Here is an 18,131-nt window from a genome sequence, read left to right on the forward strand (position 1 = left end):
GGCGAGGGCTCAACGCAACTTCAGCGGATCGACCATCTGCGCCGCGATGGCCATGCCCACCAAGTCCGGCAACGTATTGGCCTGCATGCGTTTCATGACGCGCGCGCGATACAGATCGACGGTTTTTGCACTCACGCCCAGTTGCTCGGCGATTTCGCGGGTGGTGTAACCCTGCACCAGCGGCAACAGGATATCGCGCTCGCGCGGGGTCAAGGTCAGCAAGCGCGCCTGCAAGGCTTCGTGGCCCTGGTTACCCGAACGGTGGGTGGCACAGTTGCTGAGCGCCTGTTGCACGCTGTCCAGCAACAGCTGTTCGTTGTAAGGCTTCTCGATAAAGTCATGGGCACCGGCCTTGAACGCGCGCACCACGATCGGCACATCCGCGTGCCCGCTGACAAAGATGATCGGCAGGTTCAGTTGGCGCACGCGCATTTCTTCCTGCACGTTCAAGCCGCCCATACCGGGCATGCGCACATCCAGCAGCACGCAGGCGTCAAGGCTCGCATCACAGGCATCGAGGAACGCGACACCACTGGTGAACGGCAGGGCCTTGAGCCCGACCGACTCCAGGAGCCAGACCGTCGACTCGAGCATGCCCTGGTCATCATCGACCACGTACACCACCTGCTCCGTTACACCTGCCATTACCTGATTCCTATTGTTGTTTTGTTGGGCCGGCCAGCGGCAAGCGGCAACACATCAGCAGCCCGACAGGCTGGCGCCGGGCATTCAATTCGCCACCGAAACCTTCGATGATGCTGCGGCTCATGGACAGACCGAGCCCCAGGCCATCGGCCTTGCTGGTGTAGAAGGGGGTAAAGATCTGCTGAAGTTGTGGTTCGCTGACGCCCGGCCCCTGATCTTGCACATGGATCTCCACGCACGTGCCACCGCCCTGCCCCACGGCCATCACGATCACCGAAGGCTGCCCGGGATGTTGCTCACGGTTGGCGTCGATGGCGTTACGCAACAGGTTGAGCAGCACCTGTTCCAGCAACACGCGGTCGGCATAAACGGGCGGCAGATTATCCGGCAGTCGATCCTCGATTGTCACTTGGCAATTGCTCGCCTCCCAGGCACATAAACGCACGGCTTCGCGGGCCACGTCAGTCAGGTTCAGCGCCTGCATGCGACGTTGTCCCTTGCGTAAAAAGGCGCGTAGCCGCCGAATCACTTCGGAGGCGTGGGTGGCGTGATGGGTAATGCGCTCCAGGCCCTGGGTCACTCTCGCTGCCGCTTGAGGATTGGAGTCCAGCGTCTGCAGGTAGCGCTGGCTCGCGTTCGCATAATTGACCACGGCCGCCAGCGGCTGGTTGATTTCGTGGGCGATTCCCGAAGCCAGTTCACCCAGGGTGACCAGGCGTGCGGTGTGCGCCAGTTCGTCCTGATGACGCCGCTGTTGCGCTTCGCGCAGTTCGCGCTCGGTCATGTCACGCGCGACCAGTGAGTAATAACGCTCGCCGCTGGCCGAACGGTGCGCCAGCAACACCAGCGACACCGGCACCGATGTGCCGCCGTCCGGTGGTTGCAGGCGCGCATCGGTGCTCCAGACACCGTCGCGCTCGGCGCTGCGCCAACCGTCGCGCTGCAGGCGCGCAAGGTCAGCACTGGCGAACAACGTAGCCAGGGCCGGCATGGGTTGTTGCTCATCAATCCCGAGGATGCGGCGCGCGGCTGGATTGAGGTAAGTGACCAGGCCCCCGGGAGCGATGAACAACACCGGATCGATGTTGGCCTCGACCACTTCGGCCAGGCGTCGCTTGTTCTCCTCGGCCTGCACGCGGGCCGTAACGTCCCGGGACACGCAGACGATTTCAACCACCGCGCCGGTGTAGGTTTCCCGGATTGCCCGGCTGGCCGTTTCGAACCACAGGTAATGGCCGTCGCGATGGCGGATGCGGTACGTCATGGTGTGATAACCATCCTGCTCCAGCGCATCGCGTGCACGCTGCACGAGGCCGGCCAGGTCCTGGCCATGGAACAGGCCCTGGGCCATTTGCCCGCGCAGTGCTTCGGGCCAATAGCCGAGCAAGGTCCAGGAGGCCGGTGACGCATCGATCACACGCCCATCCGGTGTGTGGCGGGAAATCAGGTCGGTGGTGTTTTCGATGATCAGCCGGTAAAGCCGTCGTGCAGTGGCCGCCTCACGCTCTGCCAGCACCTGCGCCGTGGCGTCGCGGCAACGGGCGAGCACCCGGTTTTCCTGGGGGTCGGGGATAAACGTCCAGATCAGGACCTGTGACTCAAACTGAGCCTCGACGCCTTCGACAGCCCGTTGCTGGGTCAGGCAGGCACGCACCAGCTCTCGGTGATTGACCGGTAAAAAACCCAGCACATCGCCCAGCGATTTTTCCGCGAGCAGCGCCATCAGTGCCGCGTTGAACTCCAGCGGTCGACCTTGCGCGTCGAGCAACAGGCTCGGTTGCGGGTCGAGGCCCAGCAGAGGCGAACCACGCAGCATGCCGTTGACACTGCTCAGCAGCGTCGTCAGCAAATCCTGGACCCATCCCAGCCAATCGAGACTCACGCCCTCGCGCACTTGCACCAGCAACAAGCCCGGCTGCCCGGGCGTCAAGGCCAGGTCGAACACCTGGCCATGGCTGATCCCGGCCCGGCGCAACCGGCCGGACAACCAGCAATCGAGTCGACGCACATCAGCCAGGGCCAGGCGCCCTGTGTCTGCCAGAAGATCGAAGAGCACCTGGTCGCTGGCCAGCGCAGGGTCGCCAAGTCCCGGCGGAAAATGCTGGGCCGTGCCCTCATGGCGGTAGATTCGCGAAGGGGGCTGCCAACTCAGGTACACCGCCCGCTGCACTTCGGGACACTCCTGCAGCGCCAGACACAACGCATCAGCCCGGGCGGCCAGGGACACACTCTCGCGCTGCAGGCGCAACCAACTGTGCAATCGAACAGGAGTCACGGTCATTACGCGCCCACTTTGTCAGGGAAACCAAGCCTATACCAACTTGGAAGGTCAGTGGCGTCGACTCAGAATCAGAAGAACCACATATAGTATATATACTATAGTGCTTAGGTTGTACTTCCATATAACCGGCGAAATATTATATAACGTCATCCGGACTTAGAAGGTGACCTCGGCGACTACGCCGCCCGGTCAGCCATAGAGCTAACAATCAGCCAACGAGTACCCGTACATGTCTATCTATGACCAGGGCCTGGCCCCTTCGGCTGTCAATCACATTGCCCTCTCGCCGCTCAGTTTCATCGAGCGCACCGCCAGTACCTACCCGAACCACCCCGCCGTTATCCACGGTTCGATTCGCCGTACCTGGGCCCAGACCTACACCCGTTGCCGCCGCCTGGCCTCGGCGCTGGCCGGTCGCGGCATCGGCAAGGACGACACGGTGGCGGTGATGCTGCCCAATATTCCCGAGATGCTGGAAGTGCATTTCGGCGTGCCGATGATCGGTGCCGTGCTCAACCCGCTCAACGTCCGGCTGGATGCCGAAGCGATCGCATTCATGCTCCAGCATGGCGAAGCCAAAGTGCTGATCACCGACCGCGAGTTCCATGACGTGATCAAGGCGGCGCTTGGCATGCTCGATCACCCACCCCTGGTGATCGACGTCAATGACCCGGAATACGGCGAAGGCCAGGCCGCAAGCGACCTGGATTACGAAGCGCTGTTGGCCGAAGGCGACCCGGCGTTTGACTGGAAATGGCCGCTCGACGAGTGGCAGGCCATTTCGCTGAACTACACGTCAGGCACCACCGGTAATCCCAAGGGGGTGGTCTACCACCATCGCGGCGCTTACCTGAGCGCGCTGGGCAACCAGATGACCTGGGCCATCGGCAATCATCCGGTGTACCTCTGGACGTTGCCGATGTTCCATTGCAACGGCTGGTGCTACCCGTGGACCATCACGGCCCTGGCAGGCGTGCACGTGTTCCTGCGCCGGGTCGACCCGCAGAGAATCCTCACGTTGATCCGCGAGCATCAGGTCACTCACCTGTGCGGTGCGCCGATCGTGCTCAATGCATTGGTCAACATGCCGGAGTCGGCGAAAGCGGCCATCGATCACCCGGTCAACGCCTTGGTCGCGGGCGCTGCGCCACCGGCCAAGGTGATCGGTGCCGTCGAAGAGATGGGCATCAAGGTCACGCACGTGTTCGGCCTGACCGAAACCTATGGCCCAGTGACGGTCTGCGCCTGGCACGCCGAATGGGATGAGTTACCCCTGGAGCAGCGGGCGCAAATCAAGTCGCGACAGGGTGTGCGCTTCCCGACGCTGGAAGGCGTGATGGTCGGCGACTGCACAACGCTGGAACCAACCCCGCGCGATGGCCAGACGATCGGTGAGATTTTCCTGCGCGGCAACACGGTGATGAAAGGCTACCTGAAGAACCCGACCGCCACTGCCGAAGCGTTCGAAGGCGGCTGGTTCCACACCGGTGACCTGGCGGTCTGGCATCCCGACGGGTACGTCGAAATCAAGGACCGACTCAAGGACATCATTATTTCCGGTGGCGAGAACATTTCCACCATCGAGCTCGAAGGCGTGCTCTATCGCCATCCGGCTGTGATGGAAGCCGCCGTGGTCGCCCGTCCCGATGAGAAATGGGGCGAAACGCCCTGCGCCTTCATCACCTTGAAGGCGGATCACCAGGACGTTCGAGAGGCTGACATCATCGCTTTCTGCCGTGAGCATCTGGCCGGGTTCAAGGTCCCGCGCACCGTGATCTTCACGCTCTTGCCCAAGACGTCCACTGGCAAGATCCAGAAGTACGTGCTGCGCGACCGGGCCAAGGCGCTCTAATCCCTTCTACCCTGCTTGCATCAAGCAGAAGGTCATGCGCCTGCTGCTTGATGGTCGTTCAGGCCACCTTCGGCTGTGCCCGTAATACAACCGTCCCAACGAGGTTTACGTTATGCCAGAATTCAAAGCCCCCCTGCGTGACCTGCGCTTTGTGCTGCACGAAGTGTTCGAGGCACCGGCCCTGTGGGCGCGCCTGCCCGCCTTGGCCGACAGCATCGACGCGGACACCGCGGATGCCATTCTTGAGGAGGCGGCAAAAGTCACCGCGCACCTGATTGCGCCCCTCAATCGTAGCGGCGACGAAGAAGGCGCACAGTGGCATGAGGGTCGAGTCAGCACCCCCAGCGGTTTCAAACAGGCTTACGCAACCTACATCAAAGGCGGCTGGGTGGGACTGTCCGGCAACGCCGAGTTCGGTGGCATGGGCATGCCAAAAATGCTGGCCGTGCAATTCGAAGAGATGCTCTACGGTGCCAACTCAAGTTTTGCGCTGTATTCGGCCTTGAGCGCCGGCGCCTGCCTGGCACTGGATGCCCACGCCAGCGACACCCTGAAAAATCTCTATCTGCCACCGATGTACGAAGGCCGCTGGGCCGGCTCCATGTGCCTGACCGAAGCCCATGCCGGCACCGACCTTGGGCTCATCCGCACCCGCGCCGAACCTGAGGCTGACGGCAGCTACAAGATCACCGGCAGCAAGATCTTCATCACCGGGGGCGACCAGGACCTGACCGAAAACATCGTTCATCTGGTACTGGCCAAACTGCCGAATGCACCGGCGGGTCCGAAAGGCATTTCACTGTTCGTCGTGCCTAAAGTGTTGGTCAATGCCGACGGCTCGCTTGGCGCTGCCAACGCCGTGAGTTGCGGTTCGATCGAACACAAGATGGGCATCAAGGCCTCAGCCACCTGCGTGATGAACTTCGACGGTGCCAGTGGCTGGTTGATCGGTGAAGAGAACAAAGGCCTGGCGGCGATGTTCACCATGATGAATTACGAACGCCTGTCCATCGGCATTCAGGGCATCGGCTGCGCCGAGGCGTCCTACCAGAGTGCCGTCGCCTACGCGCGCGAACGCCTTCAGAGTCGAGCCCCCACGGGCGCCGTGGCGGCGGACAAACCGGCCGACCCGATCATCGTTCACCCGGATGTGCGGCGCATGCTGCTGGGCATGAAAGCCATGACCGAAGGCGGCCGCGCGTTCGCCAGCTATGTCGGGCAACAACTGGACCTGGCGAAGTTTTCCGCTGATGCCGGCGAGCGCGACAGTGCGCAGGTCCTGGTCGCGCTGCTGACGCCCGTGGCCAAGGCATTTTTTACCGACAGCGGCCTGGAGAGCTGCATCAATGGCCAGCAGGTTTTCGGCGGCCACGGCTACGTTCGCGAATGGGGCCAGGAACAATTGGTCCGTGATGTGCGCATTGCGCAAATCTACGAAGGCACCAATGGCATCCAGGCACTGGATCTGCTCGGGCGCAAAGTGCTCGCCGACAAAGGCCACGCACTGCGCCAGTTCACCGGCGAGATCCGCCGCTTCGCGGCACAGCCTGACGCCCCCTATGCCACGCAACTGCTGGATGTCGTGCAGCGGCTGGAGGACATCAGCGACTGGCTCCACGACAGAGCGGCAAGCAACCGCAACGAAGTCGGCGCGGCGTCGGTGGAGTATTTGCACCTGTTCGGTTACGTCGCCTACGCCTGGCTCTGGTCGCGCATGGCTCAGGTTGCGCGGCAAAAACGCAGCGAAGACGAAGATTTCTACGCCGCGAAAATCGCCACCGCCGACTTTTACTTCCAGCGCTTGCTTCCACGCACCTTGAGCCTTGAGCAATCCATTCTTGCCGGTAGCGACTCGTTGTATGGCCTGCGCGCTGAACAGTTCTGACGATTGAGCGACGCCATGGCGCTCTGGCAGGCGTTGCACTAATTGCAACGCCTGCCTAGAACTTTTCCTTGATTGTCGGTCTATTTGGATAGGCTCATCCGCTCGGTAGGCGCGAACCCGCAGGCTTCGCGCAGCCAGATGGCCACACGTCCAATTGCCAATCAGAGGTTGTCTTCGCTCATGAAATTCCATGTCCCACGGATGGTGCTCCTCGGCCTGTTCGCGTTCGCGGCAATGAGCTCGGCATCAGCAACACAGATGAAGACTTCAACCCCTGTTTCCGCCCCCCCAGCCATAGCCGTCCAGGCGCCCGTGCGGGCCGCCGACAACCCCTGGCCGACCTTGGCCAGTACGGCCACCAAGCAGTCAGGGCCGTTGCTTGCCCATGACGATCGATACTGGCACGACGGTCGTTGGCACGATCGCCGGGACGAATGGCGTCGAGACGAATGGCGCAGAGCCCAGTGGCGCAGAGAGCAAGCCCGCCGGGAAGCTGAACGCCACCGCTACTGGGAGCGCCACCGCGACCGGGACGCACGGTACCGCTACGACGACGATCGCCGCTACTATCGTCGCTAGCGCCAGGCTACGCGACTTCGTTTAACAACAGGGAGCGAAGGACATGACCATCAAGCGCATGGACAACGTCCTGATCGTTGTCGACGATCTCGAAGCGGTGAAGGCATTCTTTATCGCGTTGGGTCTCACGCTCGAAGGCCAAACCACCGTTGAAGGGGCTGCTGTCGGCAGCCTCATTGGGCTGGCCAACGTGCGAGCCACCCTCGCGATGCTGCGCACCCCCGACGGACAGGGCATTGAACTGGACAAGTTCCACACCCCGGACGCCGTGCGGTACGGCCCCGTGGACACGCCAATGAACGCCCTGGGTCTTCGTCGCATCATGTTTGCCGTCGATGACATCGATGCGCTCGTGGCACGAATGCAGGCCCATGGCGCCGAATTGATTGGCCAGATGCAGTACGAAACATCGTACCGGCTCGCCTATGTTCGCGGGCCTGAGGGCATCATCGTCGGGCTTGCGGAGCAACTCGGCTAAATGCGTGTGCGGTTTTATCAGACCACTGCACAATGCCTGCGTTCGGCAATCGTGGTTAATGGGGTCTCGCGATCAAAAGCAGAGCGTGGCGGCCTGTCCGCGTTGTGATCGTTCCCATGCTCTGCGTGGGAACGATCACAACGCGGACATCCAGACAATCCCCCGATCGCTGCGCGCCCTCAGGCAGACTTCAACGCAAACCGCGAAACCGGGCGACTCAGACCGTAATGCTCGCGTAGCGTGGTACCCGTATAGTCCTCGCGAAACAGCCTGCGCTTGCGCAGGATCGGCAACACTTCATCGAGAAACACTTCAAAGCCCTCGGGAAATGCCGGCGGCATCACGTTGAAACCATCGGCGGCGCCGCTGCGGAACCACTGTTCGATCAGGTCGGCGATTTGCACCGGCGTGCCCACCGGCACCCAATGCCCGCGAGCACCGGCCAGGCGGTTGATCAGTTGGCGCAAGGTCGGTTGCTCGCGGTCGACTATATCGATGACCAGCTTGAAGCGACTGGCCTGGCTCTCACTGCCTTCAAAATTGACCAAATGACGAGGGAAAGGCGCATCCAGATCCTGACCGGACAGGTCGACACCCAGCAATCGGCGCAGCTGGCCCAGGGCAACGTGCGGCAGTACCAGGTCGTTGAGTTCATCGAACTTGCGCCGGGCTTCCGCTTCGGTGCTGCCGATGTAGGGGCTGATACCCGGGAGAATTTTCAGCTGGCGCGGGTCGCGCCCCACTGCCCTCGCCCGCGCGCGGATATCGTTGGCGAATTCGGTCGCGCTTTGCAGGGTCTGGTGCGCGGTGAAGATCGCTTCGGCATGCCTTGATGCGAAATCACGGCCATCCTCGGACGAGCCGGCCTGCACTTGCACCGGCCGTCCTTGCGGAGAGCGTGGTGAGTTAAATGGGCCCTTGACCTGGTAGTGCGTCCCCACGTGGTTGATCGAGTGCACTTTCGCACCGTTGGCGAATACCCCGGTGGCCTTGTCCAGCACCAGCGCATCGTCCTCCCAGCTGTCCCACAGGTCACCCACCACCTGCACGAATTCTTCGGCCTTGGCATAGCGGTCATGGGCCGACGGATGCTGGTCCAGGCCGAAATTGGCGGCGGCGGCCGCCAGGGACGTGGTAACAATGTTCCAGCCGGCGCGGCCCTTGCTCAGGTGGTCCAGCGCACTGAACGAACGCGCCAGGTTGTAAGGCTCGCTGTAGGTGGTGCTGGCCGTGGCGATCAGGCCGATGCGTTGGGTCACCGCCGCGATGGCCGCCAGCCAGGTCACTGGTTCGAAACGTATGCGCACACCTTCGCGATCGCTTTCGGCCAGGGATGGCGAATCGGCAAAGAAGATCGCATCGAGCTTTTCCCGTTCCGCCCTCAGTGCAAGCTGTTGGTAGTGAGCGATGTCCATGGACGCTTCCGGCACCGACTGTGGGTGACGCCAGGCGGCTTCGTGATGACCATTGGGGTAGATGAAGAGGTTGAGGCTGAGCTGACGTTCGGACATTTCCTTTTTCCTACTATGAAAAGCCTGAGTAGATGAATCTGAAAAAACAGGACAACACGCGACTCAATGCAACTCCGCAAAGTCGCTCAACACGTCATCGCGCAGGGCGATGAAACGGCTGTCACTGCGATTGCGTGGACGCGGCAGAGCGACGTCGACGATGCGCCGGATGCGCCCCGGGTTGGGCTGCATCACGACCACCCGGTCGCCGAGGAATACCGCCTCGTCCACATCGTGGGTGACCAGGATCATGGTGATTTTTTCCTTGGCCCAGATGTTCTGCAGCTCGCCCTGCAACCGAGCGCGGGTCAAGGCGTCGAGGGCACCCAGTGGTTCATCCAGCAGCAGCACGCTCGGACGATTGACCAAGCCGCGGGCGATGGCCACGCGCTGGGCCATGCCGCCGGAAATCTGATGCGGGTAGGACTCGATGAAGTCTTGCAGGCCGACCAGTTCGATGTGCTCGCGCACGGTGTCGCGCTTCTGCCCGGCACTCAGGGGTGAATTCTTGAGGCCCACGGCGACGTTCTGCTCGACGTTGAGCCAAGGAAACAATCGGTGGTCCTGAAACACGATGCCGCGTTCCAGGCCCGTGCCCTTGATGGGTGTGCCATCGAGCAGGATGCGCCCGTCGAATTCCTCGTCCAGGCCGAGGATCAGCCGCAGCAGCGTGGATTTGCCACAACCGCTGGCGCCGACGATGCTGATGAATTCGCCAGGGGCGATGTCGAGGTGAATGTTGTCGAGCACCTGCAATTGCGTCGAACTGCCAGGTTTGGAGATGAACCGCTTGCTGATGTGTTCCAGGGTCAGGCCGTTGCTCATGTTGCGATCCTTTTCAATGTGGCAATCAGTTAGTCGTGATGCCATACAGGCGCTGCATCCGCCGCTCAAGTGTCCGGGCCAGGGCGTTGAGGCCCCATCCCACCAGGCCGATAACCACCATTCCAAACAGCACCAGGTCCATCATGAAATGCTCGCTGCCATCGATCAGCGTGTTGCCGATCCCCTCCCCCGATACCAGCAGGTATTCGGCGCCGATGGTTGCCAGCCAGCTGTAGACCAGCGCCAGGTAGAGCCCGGTGAAAATCGACGGCAAGGCAGCAGGCAGCATCACCCCGATAATGGTTTGCCAACGGGTGAAGCCGTACACCCGCGCCACTTCCAACAAGTTGGGCGGGACGTTGCGCAGCCCGTCGCACGTGTTGACCACCACCGGCACCAGTGCGGCCAGTGACAGGAACACCACCTTGGCCACATCGCCCAGGCCGAACCACACCGAGATCAGCGGGATCCAGGCGAACAGGGAGATTTGCTTGAAGGTGTTGAAGCTTGGCCCCACCAAGCGTTCGACATGCCGCGAAAGACCCAGCAGGCAACCCAGTACCAGGCCCAGCGCGGTGCCGATGAAAAAGCCACTGAGGTTGCGCGCAAGGCTCGCCGAAATCGCCCGCCAGAATTTGTCCGAGGTGATTTGATCCCAGGCTGTCGCCGCGACTTTTTCCGGCGAAACGAACAGCCCCGATTCACTCCAGCCCTGGTTCGAAACCAACCACCACAGGGCAATCACCGAGATTGGCAAGACCCAACCGCGATACCGGTGGCTACCGCTACCTGATGACAACGTCGCACTCATGACTGGCGCCCTCCAACCGTTGGCCGACCGTGATCGAGGCGTTTCTGCGCGTAATCGAAACTGCGATCGATCAGCAGGCCGAGCGCCCCCACTATCACGACGGCCGCCATCACCAGGTCCAGTTGAAACAGCTGGCGCCCATAGACGATCAGGTAGCCCAGCCCTTCACTCGAGGCCACCAATTCGACCACCACCAGCGATAGCCAGGCTTTGGTGAAGCCCAGGCGGAACCCGGTAAACAGTGTCGGGATTGCCGCCGGCAGGACAATGGAGGTGACGCTTTGCCGACGGCTGAAGCCGTAGGTCCGGCCGACTTCCAACAAGCCCTTGGGCGCCTGGCGGAACGCCTGCAAGGTACACAGGGTGATTGGCACCAGGGCGGCCTTGGCAATCAGCACATACTTGAGCGTCTCGCCTATGCCGAACAGCAACAAGGCGAACGGCAGCCAGCCCAATACCGGAATTTGCACCAGTGCGTTGAAAGTCGGCAGCAGGTAATCCTCCAGCGTCCGGGACAGTCCCATGGCCAGGCCCAGCGCCACTCCGAGCAAGGCGCCGAGGCTGAACCCGACGACAACCCGCTGCAGGCTGGCCGCTGCGTTGAGCCACAGATCCCCGCTGACAACCAGGTCCGACAGCGCCTGGTAAACGTAGGCTGGCGGTGGCAGCACCTGCTCCGAAAGCCAGCCGCGTTCCACCCCCAGGTACCACAAACCCAGCAACAGCAACGGCAACAGCCAGGGCAAGGCCTTGTCACCCAGGTTCACGGACCAGGCTGAGGTGCGCGGTACCTCGACCTTGCGGACCGGGCGAGCGGGCGACGGTGGAAGACGTTTGACGTTGTCGCTCGGCAATGCCGGCGCCCCATACTTCTCGAGTCTTGCGGTCTGTGCCCTGGCCATTTCCCTAGCTCCCTTGCTTGCTGGTCGTGGTGGCCGCTACCGCGTTACCCGCCGGTTGCTTGCCATCCGGGCCGTAGGGCGTCCAGTAGTTTTCCAGTCCCTTGGCCTTGAGGGCTTTCTGCAGATAGCTGCTTTCGAACCAGCCATCGATACTGACCGGGCGACGGATGAGTTTTTCTTCCTTGGCCTGATCCGCCACGGCCTGATAGCGGCTGATCAGAAAATTGTCGACCAGAGGCGAGGCCCGGTCCCTGAGAGGAACCCCGGTGAAGTCGGCACGCAGTGAATCGGCGGGATCATTGCTCTTGGCCCATTCAGCGAAGACGTCATCGCGATGGCTCTCGTCCGATGTCCACTTCGCCGCGTCCACCAGCGTGTCGACGACCTTTTGCACCTTGTCCGGATGCTCTTTTTCATATTCACCGCGAACCACCAGCGCCGTCTGCCGGGTGTAGCGCACGTCCTGCTGAGGATTGTCGTAAATGATGTCGATCAGGCCCTTGTCACGCAGCTTGAACAACTCACGCCCACCGAATGCGGCATCCACGCCATTGGAAATCAATGCGGCCTGAGAGCTGCCGGTATCGAGGTTGATGGCCTTGATATCGCGCTCGGTCAGCCCGTGCTCCGCCAGCAGATTGATCATCACCAGATGACCGTTGGTACCGCGGAAGATCGCGACCTTCTTGCCTTTGAGGTCCTCGATGGTCTTGAGGGGGGAGCCCTTGGGCACCGCCAGGTAGAGGTTGGCGCGCACACCCAACGCCGCCAGCAACTTGGTGTCCAGTCCGTTGGAGCGCCCGACGACTGCAGGCAGATCGCCCTGGTAGGCGAAGTCCAGTTGCTGGTTGGAGAAGGCTTCGTTGACCGCCGGCCCTGCCCCCTTGAAGAAGAACCACTGCACTTCGGTCCCGGTTCCGGCGAAGGCTTTTTCCAGCAATTGCTGATTGCGCACGATGCCCAGAGGCGAGCCGCTGAAGGTCACCGGGTCACCGCCACCGGCCGTGGCGACACCGATGCGCAAGACATCGGCCTCGGCCCCGGATACCGCAAGAACCGCAGCCAGCGCTGCAGCGATGCTGCCTTTTTTAAACAGGCGAATGCCATTGAGCTTCATGTCAGCCTTCCTTGTACCAATGAGAGTCGCTCGTCAGGCGGCGAGGTGTTTTTTGTCGGCTTCGGTTTTCGGCGAACGCGCCTCGGGGCTCGGCTTGAGCGCCTGGCTCAAGCGACCATCCACCCCGACCGGCACATCACCGTCGATGGTCGTGCGGCGCACGATGCGCGGGGCGTCGCCGTAATCGTTGATCGCGATGTGCTGGGTGGCGCGGTTGTCCCAGATCACCACATCGCCCTCCTGCCAGCGCCAGCGAACGGTGTTGTCGACATGGGTGATACGGTCGTGGAACAGGCGAATCAGTTGTTTGGAGTCGTTGCTACTGACACCTTGAATTTGTTTAACAAAGTGCCCCAACAACAAACTTCTTTCACCCGACTCCGGATGGACTCGCACTAACGGATGTTCGGTTTCGTAGACTTCAGCAGTGAACTGTTCACGATAACGCTTGAGTCCCGACTCGTCGGTATTACGCGGCGCCGCGTAGTCATACACGTTGGTGTGCAATGCGCGAAGATTATCGGCCAATTGTTTTAACGGGTCGGGTAAATCAGCATAGGCTGCTGCAGTATTGGCCCATACCGTATCACCGCCAAAGGGCGGAATTACGACACCACGCAAGATGGAAATCTTCGGGTAGTTGGCCACGAAGGTCACATCGGTGTGCCAGGAATTGGCGCGGGTTTCCTTGGCGTCCAAATGCAGGATCGCAGCGCCTTGCTCAGCGGAACGCACGGTCGGGTGCGGGACCTGATCGCCGAAGCGGCGGGAAAAAGCCTCGTGCTCGGCGTCATCCAGATGTTGGTCGCGAAAGAACAGCACTTTATATTTCAACAGTGCCTGATTAATGAATTCGAATGCCTCGGCGCTGATGCCTCCCCCCAACTTCACGCCTTCCAGTTGTGCCCCAATTCGACCGGCGACCGGTTTGATTTGAATAGTCATCGAGCTACCTCCTGTCTCACGAGTTGTTGTGGGACAGATCATAAAGTCATAAAAACAGCGATGACTAATCACAAATTATTCTAAAGATAGATTAAGCCCGATATACCTGTCCCGTTATTAAATCCAGATAAAAGCTATAAGCCTCTTGTTATTAGCTAATAACTTTTTAGTAGCAACATAAAGTTGATGGTGTGTTTGGAATTACATTGGTGGGGTTGCTGAGGGGCTGGTTCCAGCCCGTACGTCAACGCAAGTCCCAACGCCGGCTACAAGGGGTATAACTGTCAGGACGGCAGGCGGGTCACCCCAGGCCCTCCAAAGGCAACATTCGGGTCAGGCGCCCCTGATCGGCGCCTGCGGCGCGGAGCGATGTGATGTATTCCAGGGCATGGCGATGGGCTCGCAAGAGCCTTATTGGCGGCATCGAGCTGGCCTTGCTGGTCACGCCACTGTGCGCCAGCGCCATGTTCAAGTGCCAAGCCGGGGATGGAGCCATCAGCTACACCAGTCAAGCCATCGCCAGCGCCCGCTGCACTCGCGTGAATGGCATGGCTGGCGCTGCCGGCGCCAAGCCCATGGCCCTGCCACGGCTTGTGCAAGACAACGACTCCGGCGCGATGCGGATTCGGGTCTTCACTTTCCTCCACAAGGGTGTTCGTCAATATGTGAGCCGGCGCCCGGTAGGCATTTCCGCGCGGGTCGATGTCCTTGAAGTCTATTACATCAAGGGTTGCTATCTGTGCAGGGCGCCGAAGGATTTCAAGGTCGCCTCACTGCGCCTGGACACCCGTTCCTATCGGCGGGAAATCGAAGCCGCTTCGGGTCAATATGGGGTCGACAGAGCGCTGGTCCGCGCGGTGATACATGCCGAATCGGCGTTTCGCCCCAACGCCATTTCCGAAGCAGGCGCCCAGGGGCTGATGCAATTGATGCCCGCCACCGCCGAGCGCTTCGCCGTGGACGATCCATTCGACGCCCGGCAGAACATTCGTGGCGGCGTGCGCTACCTGGCCTGGCTGCTCAAGCGTTTCAACGGCAACCAGATGCTGGCGTTGGCCGGTTACAACGCTGGCGAAGCGTCCGTGGTCGAGCACAACGGGGTGCCTCCCTACGCCGAGACGCAATCCTACGTCACCCTCGTGCAGTCCTTGACCGAACGCTATCGTAACAATCGCTAGCTATTCCCGGCCACCCGTTCGCTTATCCGTTAGTTTCCTTCTACATTAAAGAGGTGCACACGGAGCCAGCAGCGAATGAAGTCCTTGAAGTACTATGACAAAAATCGACACGCCACATGGTTAGAGTTGTTTTTTGACCTGATTTTTGTTGTGGCAATTGGCAAGGTTACGCACATTCTCGGTCATGTTCATCACGGGCACTTTGAGCCTGAGCAAGTATGGACGTTTTTACTGCTTTTTGTTCCATTATGGTGGATCTGGTCTAGTCACACGATTTACGCCAACAGGTTTGATACAGACAGTAACCCTCACCGCCTGGCAACATTGTTTATGATGTTGCTGCTCATTGTGCTCTCTGCACTGATTGAGAAAATACCGGAAGTAAACTATCCGCTTGTTATGGCCTGTTATTTTGGTATACGTGTCATCATCAGCATTATGTACATATCGTCCAGAAGAAAACACGATGACCGTGGCAAATTCTCCGCCAGGCTTGGCTTCGCCCTGCTAGTCAGCGCAGTTATTAGTCTTTCATCCATTCTTTTTGACCCACCCATGCGTTACCTTGTTGCTTACCTTGGAATTTTTCTTGACATTCTCTTGCCTGTAATTGTCGGAAGCAACCTAAAGCCATTGCCAACACATACAGAACACTTGGTTGAACGACTGGGCTTGCTCACCCTCATCTTATTGGGCGAGTCAGTCATTAGCCTTTCTGCAGGGTTATCCAACATTGAATGGGATCGTTATACCGTAATGACGGCAATCACCGGATTTATCATGGTTTGCAGTATCTGGTGGATCTATTTTGAAAGCTTTTACCTGCTGAGCAACAAAGAAAGCAGTATGAGTGGGCACTCCCTGATCTACTCGCACCTTTTTCTGTTTATGGGGCTAGCACTCCTCGCCAATTTGATCAGGCATGCGATCCTGAATGACATTGCGATACGCGATTTCCAGATTATGTCAATCATCGGCATGGCCTTGTTTTTCCTGGGCAAGCAATATGGCTATTTCGTAGCCGTGCCCAAAATAAGGAAATACATAATACAAAACACCTTGATCGTATTGTCTTTGGGTGGGTTGGTTATATTCCTGCCCCGCGTCCAGTACATATTGGTCGGCCTGACAGCCACCATGATCTGTTATGTTCTCCTGAATTTCAGATATCGTGGAATGTTTATCAGGCCATAGGTTGGGCCGGTACCTTCCGTAATCTGAGCGAACGACAGGTCTTTGGCTGGCTGGAGCTACCACGACAGGTGGTGGCAAACCCATAATGAGCATCGTGCCTTCATGGCCCGAGGAGTCTATGGCCAGGCACTGTATGTTGAGCCGAAGGCCGAGGTCGTGATAACGCGGTTCGCCAGCCATCCCGCCGCCGCCAACGTGGCTAACGATGCGGCTTCCTTGCCGGCCCATGATGCCGTTGCCAAGTACTTGATGAGCCAGTAACGCCAAGTTGTTGGCTCTGATTTGATTCTGAACCCGGGCTGCCAGGCCGTCGTTATCGACTTGATCAGTACCTCCAAAAGACTGGTGTGAGCAGCACCAGCACCGTCAGAATTTCCAGCCTTCCCAAGAGCATGCCGACCGTCAGCAGCCATTTTGCCGCATCCGGCAAGGTCGAGAAGTTGCCTGCTGGACCGATGATCGTCCCCAGGCCGGGACCCACGTTGCACACTGCGGTGGCAGCACCGCTTAAGGCTGTCGTCCAATCAAGACCGATCAGCGCCAATCCCAGGGCAATGCCACCGATGGTGATGGTGAAAAAGAATGAAAAGGTCAACAGCGAACGTGCGATGTCTTCGTCAATGGGATGGCCGTTGTATTTTTTTCGAATCACCGCACGAGGATGAATCAGTTGTTTCAGGCTGCCCATCAGCAAGGAGGAGGCAACCTGAAAGCGGAATATTTTAAGCCCTCCCGCCGTAGACCCGGAGCATCCGCCGACGAAGGTCAAATAGAAAAACAGCAAGACAGAAAAGCTGCCCCACAAGGTGTAATCCCCGAGGGCTAAACCCGTGGTCGTGACCACCGAGGTTACATTGACGGCCACGATACGAAACGCTTCCCACCAGCTGTAGTCGCTGTTAATGCACAACCACGTACCAAATAGCAGCCAGGTAATCACCAGAAATCCAATGAACCCTCGCACCTGATGGTCTTTAAATAATGCACTTTTGTTGCCCCGTAGCGTGGCGACATACAAGGTGAAAGGCAGGCTGCCTACGATCATGACGACCACGGATACCCAATGAATAGCCGGTTGAGGCCAGTGCGCCAGGGAGGCATCCGAGGTTGAGAAGCCGCCCGTTGAAATAAATGACATCGCATGATTGATCGCTTCGAAAGGTGTCATTCCCGCGACCCATAGCGCCAGTGCGGACGCCCCGGTCAGCCCCAGGTAGAGCACCAGGATATATTTCGCCGCGACGTGAGAGCGTGGTGTGACTTTCTCTGACCAGTCTGAAGATTCTGTCTGGAACAAACGCATGCCGCCGACTCGCAACAAAGGCAAGATCGCCACGGCCATGCCGATAAAACCAATTCCGCCGAGCCAGTGCAGCATCGAGCGCCAAATCAGTAATCCTGGTGACGCGGTATCCAGCCCCGTCAAAATCGTCGAGCCGGTGGTGGTGATGCCGGACATCGTTTCAAAAAATGCATCGGTATAGCTGATGTGATGGATGAGCACCATCGGCAAAGCCGCAAAGGCGCAGACGACAACCCAACTGGCCGTGGTCAACAGGTACATGTCTCGTGGACGAAGTTGGGCAACCTCTGGACGCCCGCGAATAATCAGCGCCAGCCCACAGACGAACGTGATCAGGCTCGACCAGAGAAACGCCGACAGATCATCACTGCGGTCATAAACCACCAGTGTAAACATGGGAATCACCATGCTTACGGCCAGCGTGATCAAAAAAATACCCAGGATAAATCCGATAAGACGCAGCACTGCAATGGACATAAAAAACGCCTGGCTGATGAGCGCCGCACAGTATCAATTGAGTCAACAGGGCTAGCCGTAAAATTTACGTAAAATTCCCCGGCGGAGCTGAGTCTAGCTGATCGGCATCAGCCATTTGCGCGAACGCTGGGCAATTCAATGCCCCTCG

General features: G+C 59.5%; 16 protein-coding genes. 7 read left to right on the forward strand and 9 right to left on the reverse strand.

The annotated features are described in order from the left end of the window. Positions 1-9: 9 nt before the first annotated feature. Both QLG10_RS14785 and QLG10_RS14790 read right to left on the reverse strand, forming a co-directional pair. Positions 10-645, reverse strand: a complete 636-nt coding sequence (locus QLG10_RS14785; protein WP_020800475.1) for a response regulator transcription factor — start codon at positions 643-645, stop codon at positions 10-12. A gap of 10 nt (positions 646-655) precedes the next feature. After that, a complete protein-coding gene (locus tag QLG10_RS14790; protein ID WP_282487606.1) occupies positions 656-2,926 on the reverse strand; it encodes a PAS domain S-box protein in 2,271 nt (756 codons plus the stop codon). Between the two features lie 229 nt (positions 2,927-3,155). Here QLG10_RS14790 and QLG10_RS14795 point away from each other — a divergent pair, with 229 nt between their 5' ends. From QLG10_RS14795 to QLG10_RS14810, 4 genes are all read left to right on the forward strand, one after another. Further along, a complete protein-coding gene (locus QLG10_RS14795) occupies positions 3,156-4,778 on the forward strand; it encodes an acyl-CoA synthetase (RefSeq protein ID WP_110752394.1) in 1,623 nt (540 codons plus the stop codon). A gap of 112 nt (positions 4,779-4,890) precedes the next feature. Further along, on the forward strand, positions 4,891-6,663 hold the full coding sequence (locus tag QLG10_RS14800) for an acyl-CoA dehydrogenase C-terminal domain-containing protein (RefSeq protein ID WP_282487607.1): 1,773 nt from the start codon (positions 4,891-4,893) through the stop codon (positions 6,661-6,663). 180 nt (positions 6,664-6,843) lie between these two features. After that, the gene (locus QLG10_RS14805) at positions 6,844-7,242 is read left to right on the forward strand and encodes a hypothetical protein (RefSeq protein ID WP_282487608.1); all 399 of its coding nucleotides are present in this window, start codon (positions 6,844-6,846) and stop codon (positions 7,240-7,242) included. Positions 7,243-7,285: 43 nt separating this feature from the next. After that, on the forward strand, positions 7,286-7,720 hold the full coding sequence (locus QLG10_RS14810) for a VOC family protein (RefSeq protein ID WP_282487609.1): 435 nt from the start codon (positions 7,286-7,288) through the stop codon (positions 7,718-7,720). 179 nt (positions 7,721-7,899) lie between these two features. On the opposite strand, the gene QLG10_RS14815 is transcribed toward QLG10_RS14810, so the two are convergent. The 6 genes from QLG10_RS14815 to QLG10_RS14840 form a co-directional block, all read right to left on the reverse strand. After that, positions 7,900-9,231, reverse strand: coding sequence for an LLM class flavin-dependent oxidoreductase (locus QLG10_RS14815; RefSeq protein ID WP_179057125.1), 1,332 nt, complete (start codon positions 9,229-9,231; stop codon positions 7,900-7,902). A 63-nt stretch (positions 9,232-9,294) separates the two neighbouring features. Continuing rightward, a complete protein-coding gene (locus QLG10_RS14820) occupies positions 9,295-10,056 on the reverse strand; it encodes an ABC transporter ATP-binding protein (RefSeq protein WP_110752386.1) in 762 nt (253 codons plus the stop codon). A gap of 25 nt (positions 10,057-10,081) precedes the next feature. Next, positions 10,082-10,867, reverse strand: coding sequence for an ABC transporter permease (locus tag QLG10_RS14825; protein WP_282487610.1), 786 nt, complete (start codon positions 10,865-10,867; stop codon positions 10,082-10,084). Next, on the reverse strand, positions 10,864-11,769 hold the full coding sequence (locus QLG10_RS14830; RefSeq protein ID WP_282487611.1) for an ABC transporter permease: 906 nt from the start codon (positions 11,767-11,769) through the stop codon (positions 10,864-10,866). The genes QLG10_RS14825 and QLG10_RS14830 overlap by 4 nt, the downstream gene beginning before the upstream one ends. A 4-nt stretch (positions 11,770-11,773) precedes the next feature. Then, positions 11,774-12,886 (reverse strand): ABC transporter substrate-binding protein, encoded by a 1,113-nt coding sequence (locus QLG10_RS14835; RefSeq protein WP_282487612.1) that lies wholly within the window; start codon positions 12,884-12,886, stop codon positions 11,774-11,776. Between the two features lie 33 nt (positions 12,887-12,919). Beyond that, on the reverse strand, positions 12,920-13,831 hold the full coding sequence (locus QLG10_RS14840) for a TauD/TfdA family dioxygenase (protein ID WP_033044872.1): 912 nt from the start codon (positions 13,829-13,831) through the stop codon (positions 12,920-12,922). A gap of 374 nt (positions 13,832-14,205) precedes the next feature. Between QLG10_RS14840 and QLG10_RS14845 the strand changes: the two genes are divergently transcribed. From QLG10_RS14845 to QLG10_RS14855, 3 genes are all read left to right on the forward strand, one after another. Next, positions 14,206-15,009 (forward strand): lytic transglycosylase domain-containing protein, encoded by an 804-nt coding sequence (locus tag QLG10_RS14845; RefSeq protein WP_110752378.1) that lies wholly within the window; start codon positions 14,206-14,208, stop codon positions 15,007-15,009. Positions 15,010-15,084: 75 nt separating this feature from the next. Further along, positions 15,085-16,203: a low temperature requirement protein A gene (locus tag QLG10_RS14850; RefSeq protein WP_282487613.1), complete on the forward strand. Its 1,119-nt coding sequence runs from the start codon at positions 15,085-15,087 to the stop codon at positions 16,201-16,203. A 102-nt stretch (positions 16,204-16,305) separates the two neighbouring features. After that, positions 16,306-16,464 carry a hypothetical protein gene (locus QLG10_RS14855; RefSeq protein ID WP_282487614.1) on the forward strand — a complete coding sequence of 53 codons (159 nt, stop codon included), beginning with the start codon at positions 16,306-16,308 and terminating at the stop codon, positions 16,462-16,464. 64 nt (positions 16,465-16,528) lie between these two features. Here QLG10_RS14855 and QLG10_RS14860 read toward each other — a convergent pair whose 3' ends face one another. Continuing rightward, entirely contained in the window at positions 16,529-17,983 is a 1,455-nt protein-coding gene (locus QLG10_RS14860) for a TrkH family potassium uptake protein (RefSeq protein WP_282487615.1), read from the reverse strand. Between the last annotated feature and the right edge of the window lie 148 nt (positions 17,984-18,131).

Source organism: Pseudomonas sp. V98_8, assembly GCF_029967975.1.
GTDB classification, from domain to species: Bacteria; Pseudomonadota; Gammaproteobacteria; order Pseudomonadales; family Pseudomonadaceae; genus Aquipseudomonas; species Aquipseudomonas umsongensis.

Coding starts and splice junctions, on each gene's coding strand:
- QLG10_RS14850 (WP_282487613.1), top strand. CDS start 15,085: ATGAAGTCCTTGAAGTACTATGACAAAAATCGACACGCCACATGGTTA.
- QLG10_RS14835 (WP_282487612.1), bottom strand. CDS start 12,886: ATGAAGCTCAATGGCATTCGCCTGTTTAAAAAAGGCAGCATCGCTGCA.
- QLG10_RS14800 (WP_282487607.1), top strand. CDS start 4,891: ATGCCAGAATTCAAAGCCCCCCTGCGTGACCTGCGCTTTGTGCTGCAC.
- QLG10_RS14785 (WP_020800475.1), bottom strand. CDS start 645: ATGGCAGGTGTAACGGAGCAGGTGGTGTACGTGGTCGATGATGACCAG.
- QLG10_RS14805 (WP_282487608.1), top strand. CDS start 6,844: ATGAAATTCCATGTCCCACGGATGGTGCTCCTCGGCCTGTTCGCGTTC.
- QLG10_RS14795 (WP_110752394.1), top strand. CDS start 3,156: ATGTCTATCTATGACCAGGGCCTGGCCCCTTCGGCTGTCAATCACATT.
- QLG10_RS14855 (WP_282487614.1), top strand. CDS start 16,306: ATGGCCCGAGGAGTCTATGGCCAGGCACTGTATGTTGAGCCGAAGGCC.
- QLG10_RS14810 (WP_282487609.1), top strand. CDS start 7,286: ATGACCATCAAGCGCATGGACAACGTCCTGATCGTTGTCGACGATCTC.
- QLG10_RS14860 (WP_282487615.1), bottom strand. CDS start 17,983: ATGTCCATTGCAGTGCTGCGTCTTATCGGATTTATCCTGGGTATTTTT.
- QLG10_RS14815 (WP_179057125.1), bottom strand. CDS start 9,231: ATGTCCGAACGTCAGCTCAGCCTCAACCTCTTCATCTACCCCAATGGT.
- QLG10_RS14840 (WP_033044872.1), bottom strand. CDS start 13,831: ATGACTATTCAAATCAAACCGGTCGCCGGTCGAATTGGGGCACAACTG.
- QLG10_RS14790 (WP_282487606.1), bottom strand. CDS start 2,926: ATGACCGTGACTCCTGTTCGATTGCACAGTTGGTTGCGCCTGCAGCGC.
- QLG10_RS14830 (WP_282487611.1), bottom strand. CDS start 11,769: ATGGCCAGGGCACAGACCGCAAGACTCGAGAAGTATGGGGCGCCGGCA.
- QLG10_RS14845 (WP_110752378.1), top strand. CDS start 14,206: ATGTATTCCAGGGCATGGCGATGGGCTCGCAAGAGCCTTATTGGCGGC.
- QLG10_RS14825 (WP_282487610.1), bottom strand. CDS start 10,867: ATGAGTGCGACGTTGTCATCAGGTAGCGGTAGCCACCGGTATCGCGGT.
- QLG10_RS14820 (WP_110752386.1), bottom strand. CDS start 10,056: ATGAGCAACGGCCTGACCCTGGAACACATCAGCAAGCGGTTCATCTCC.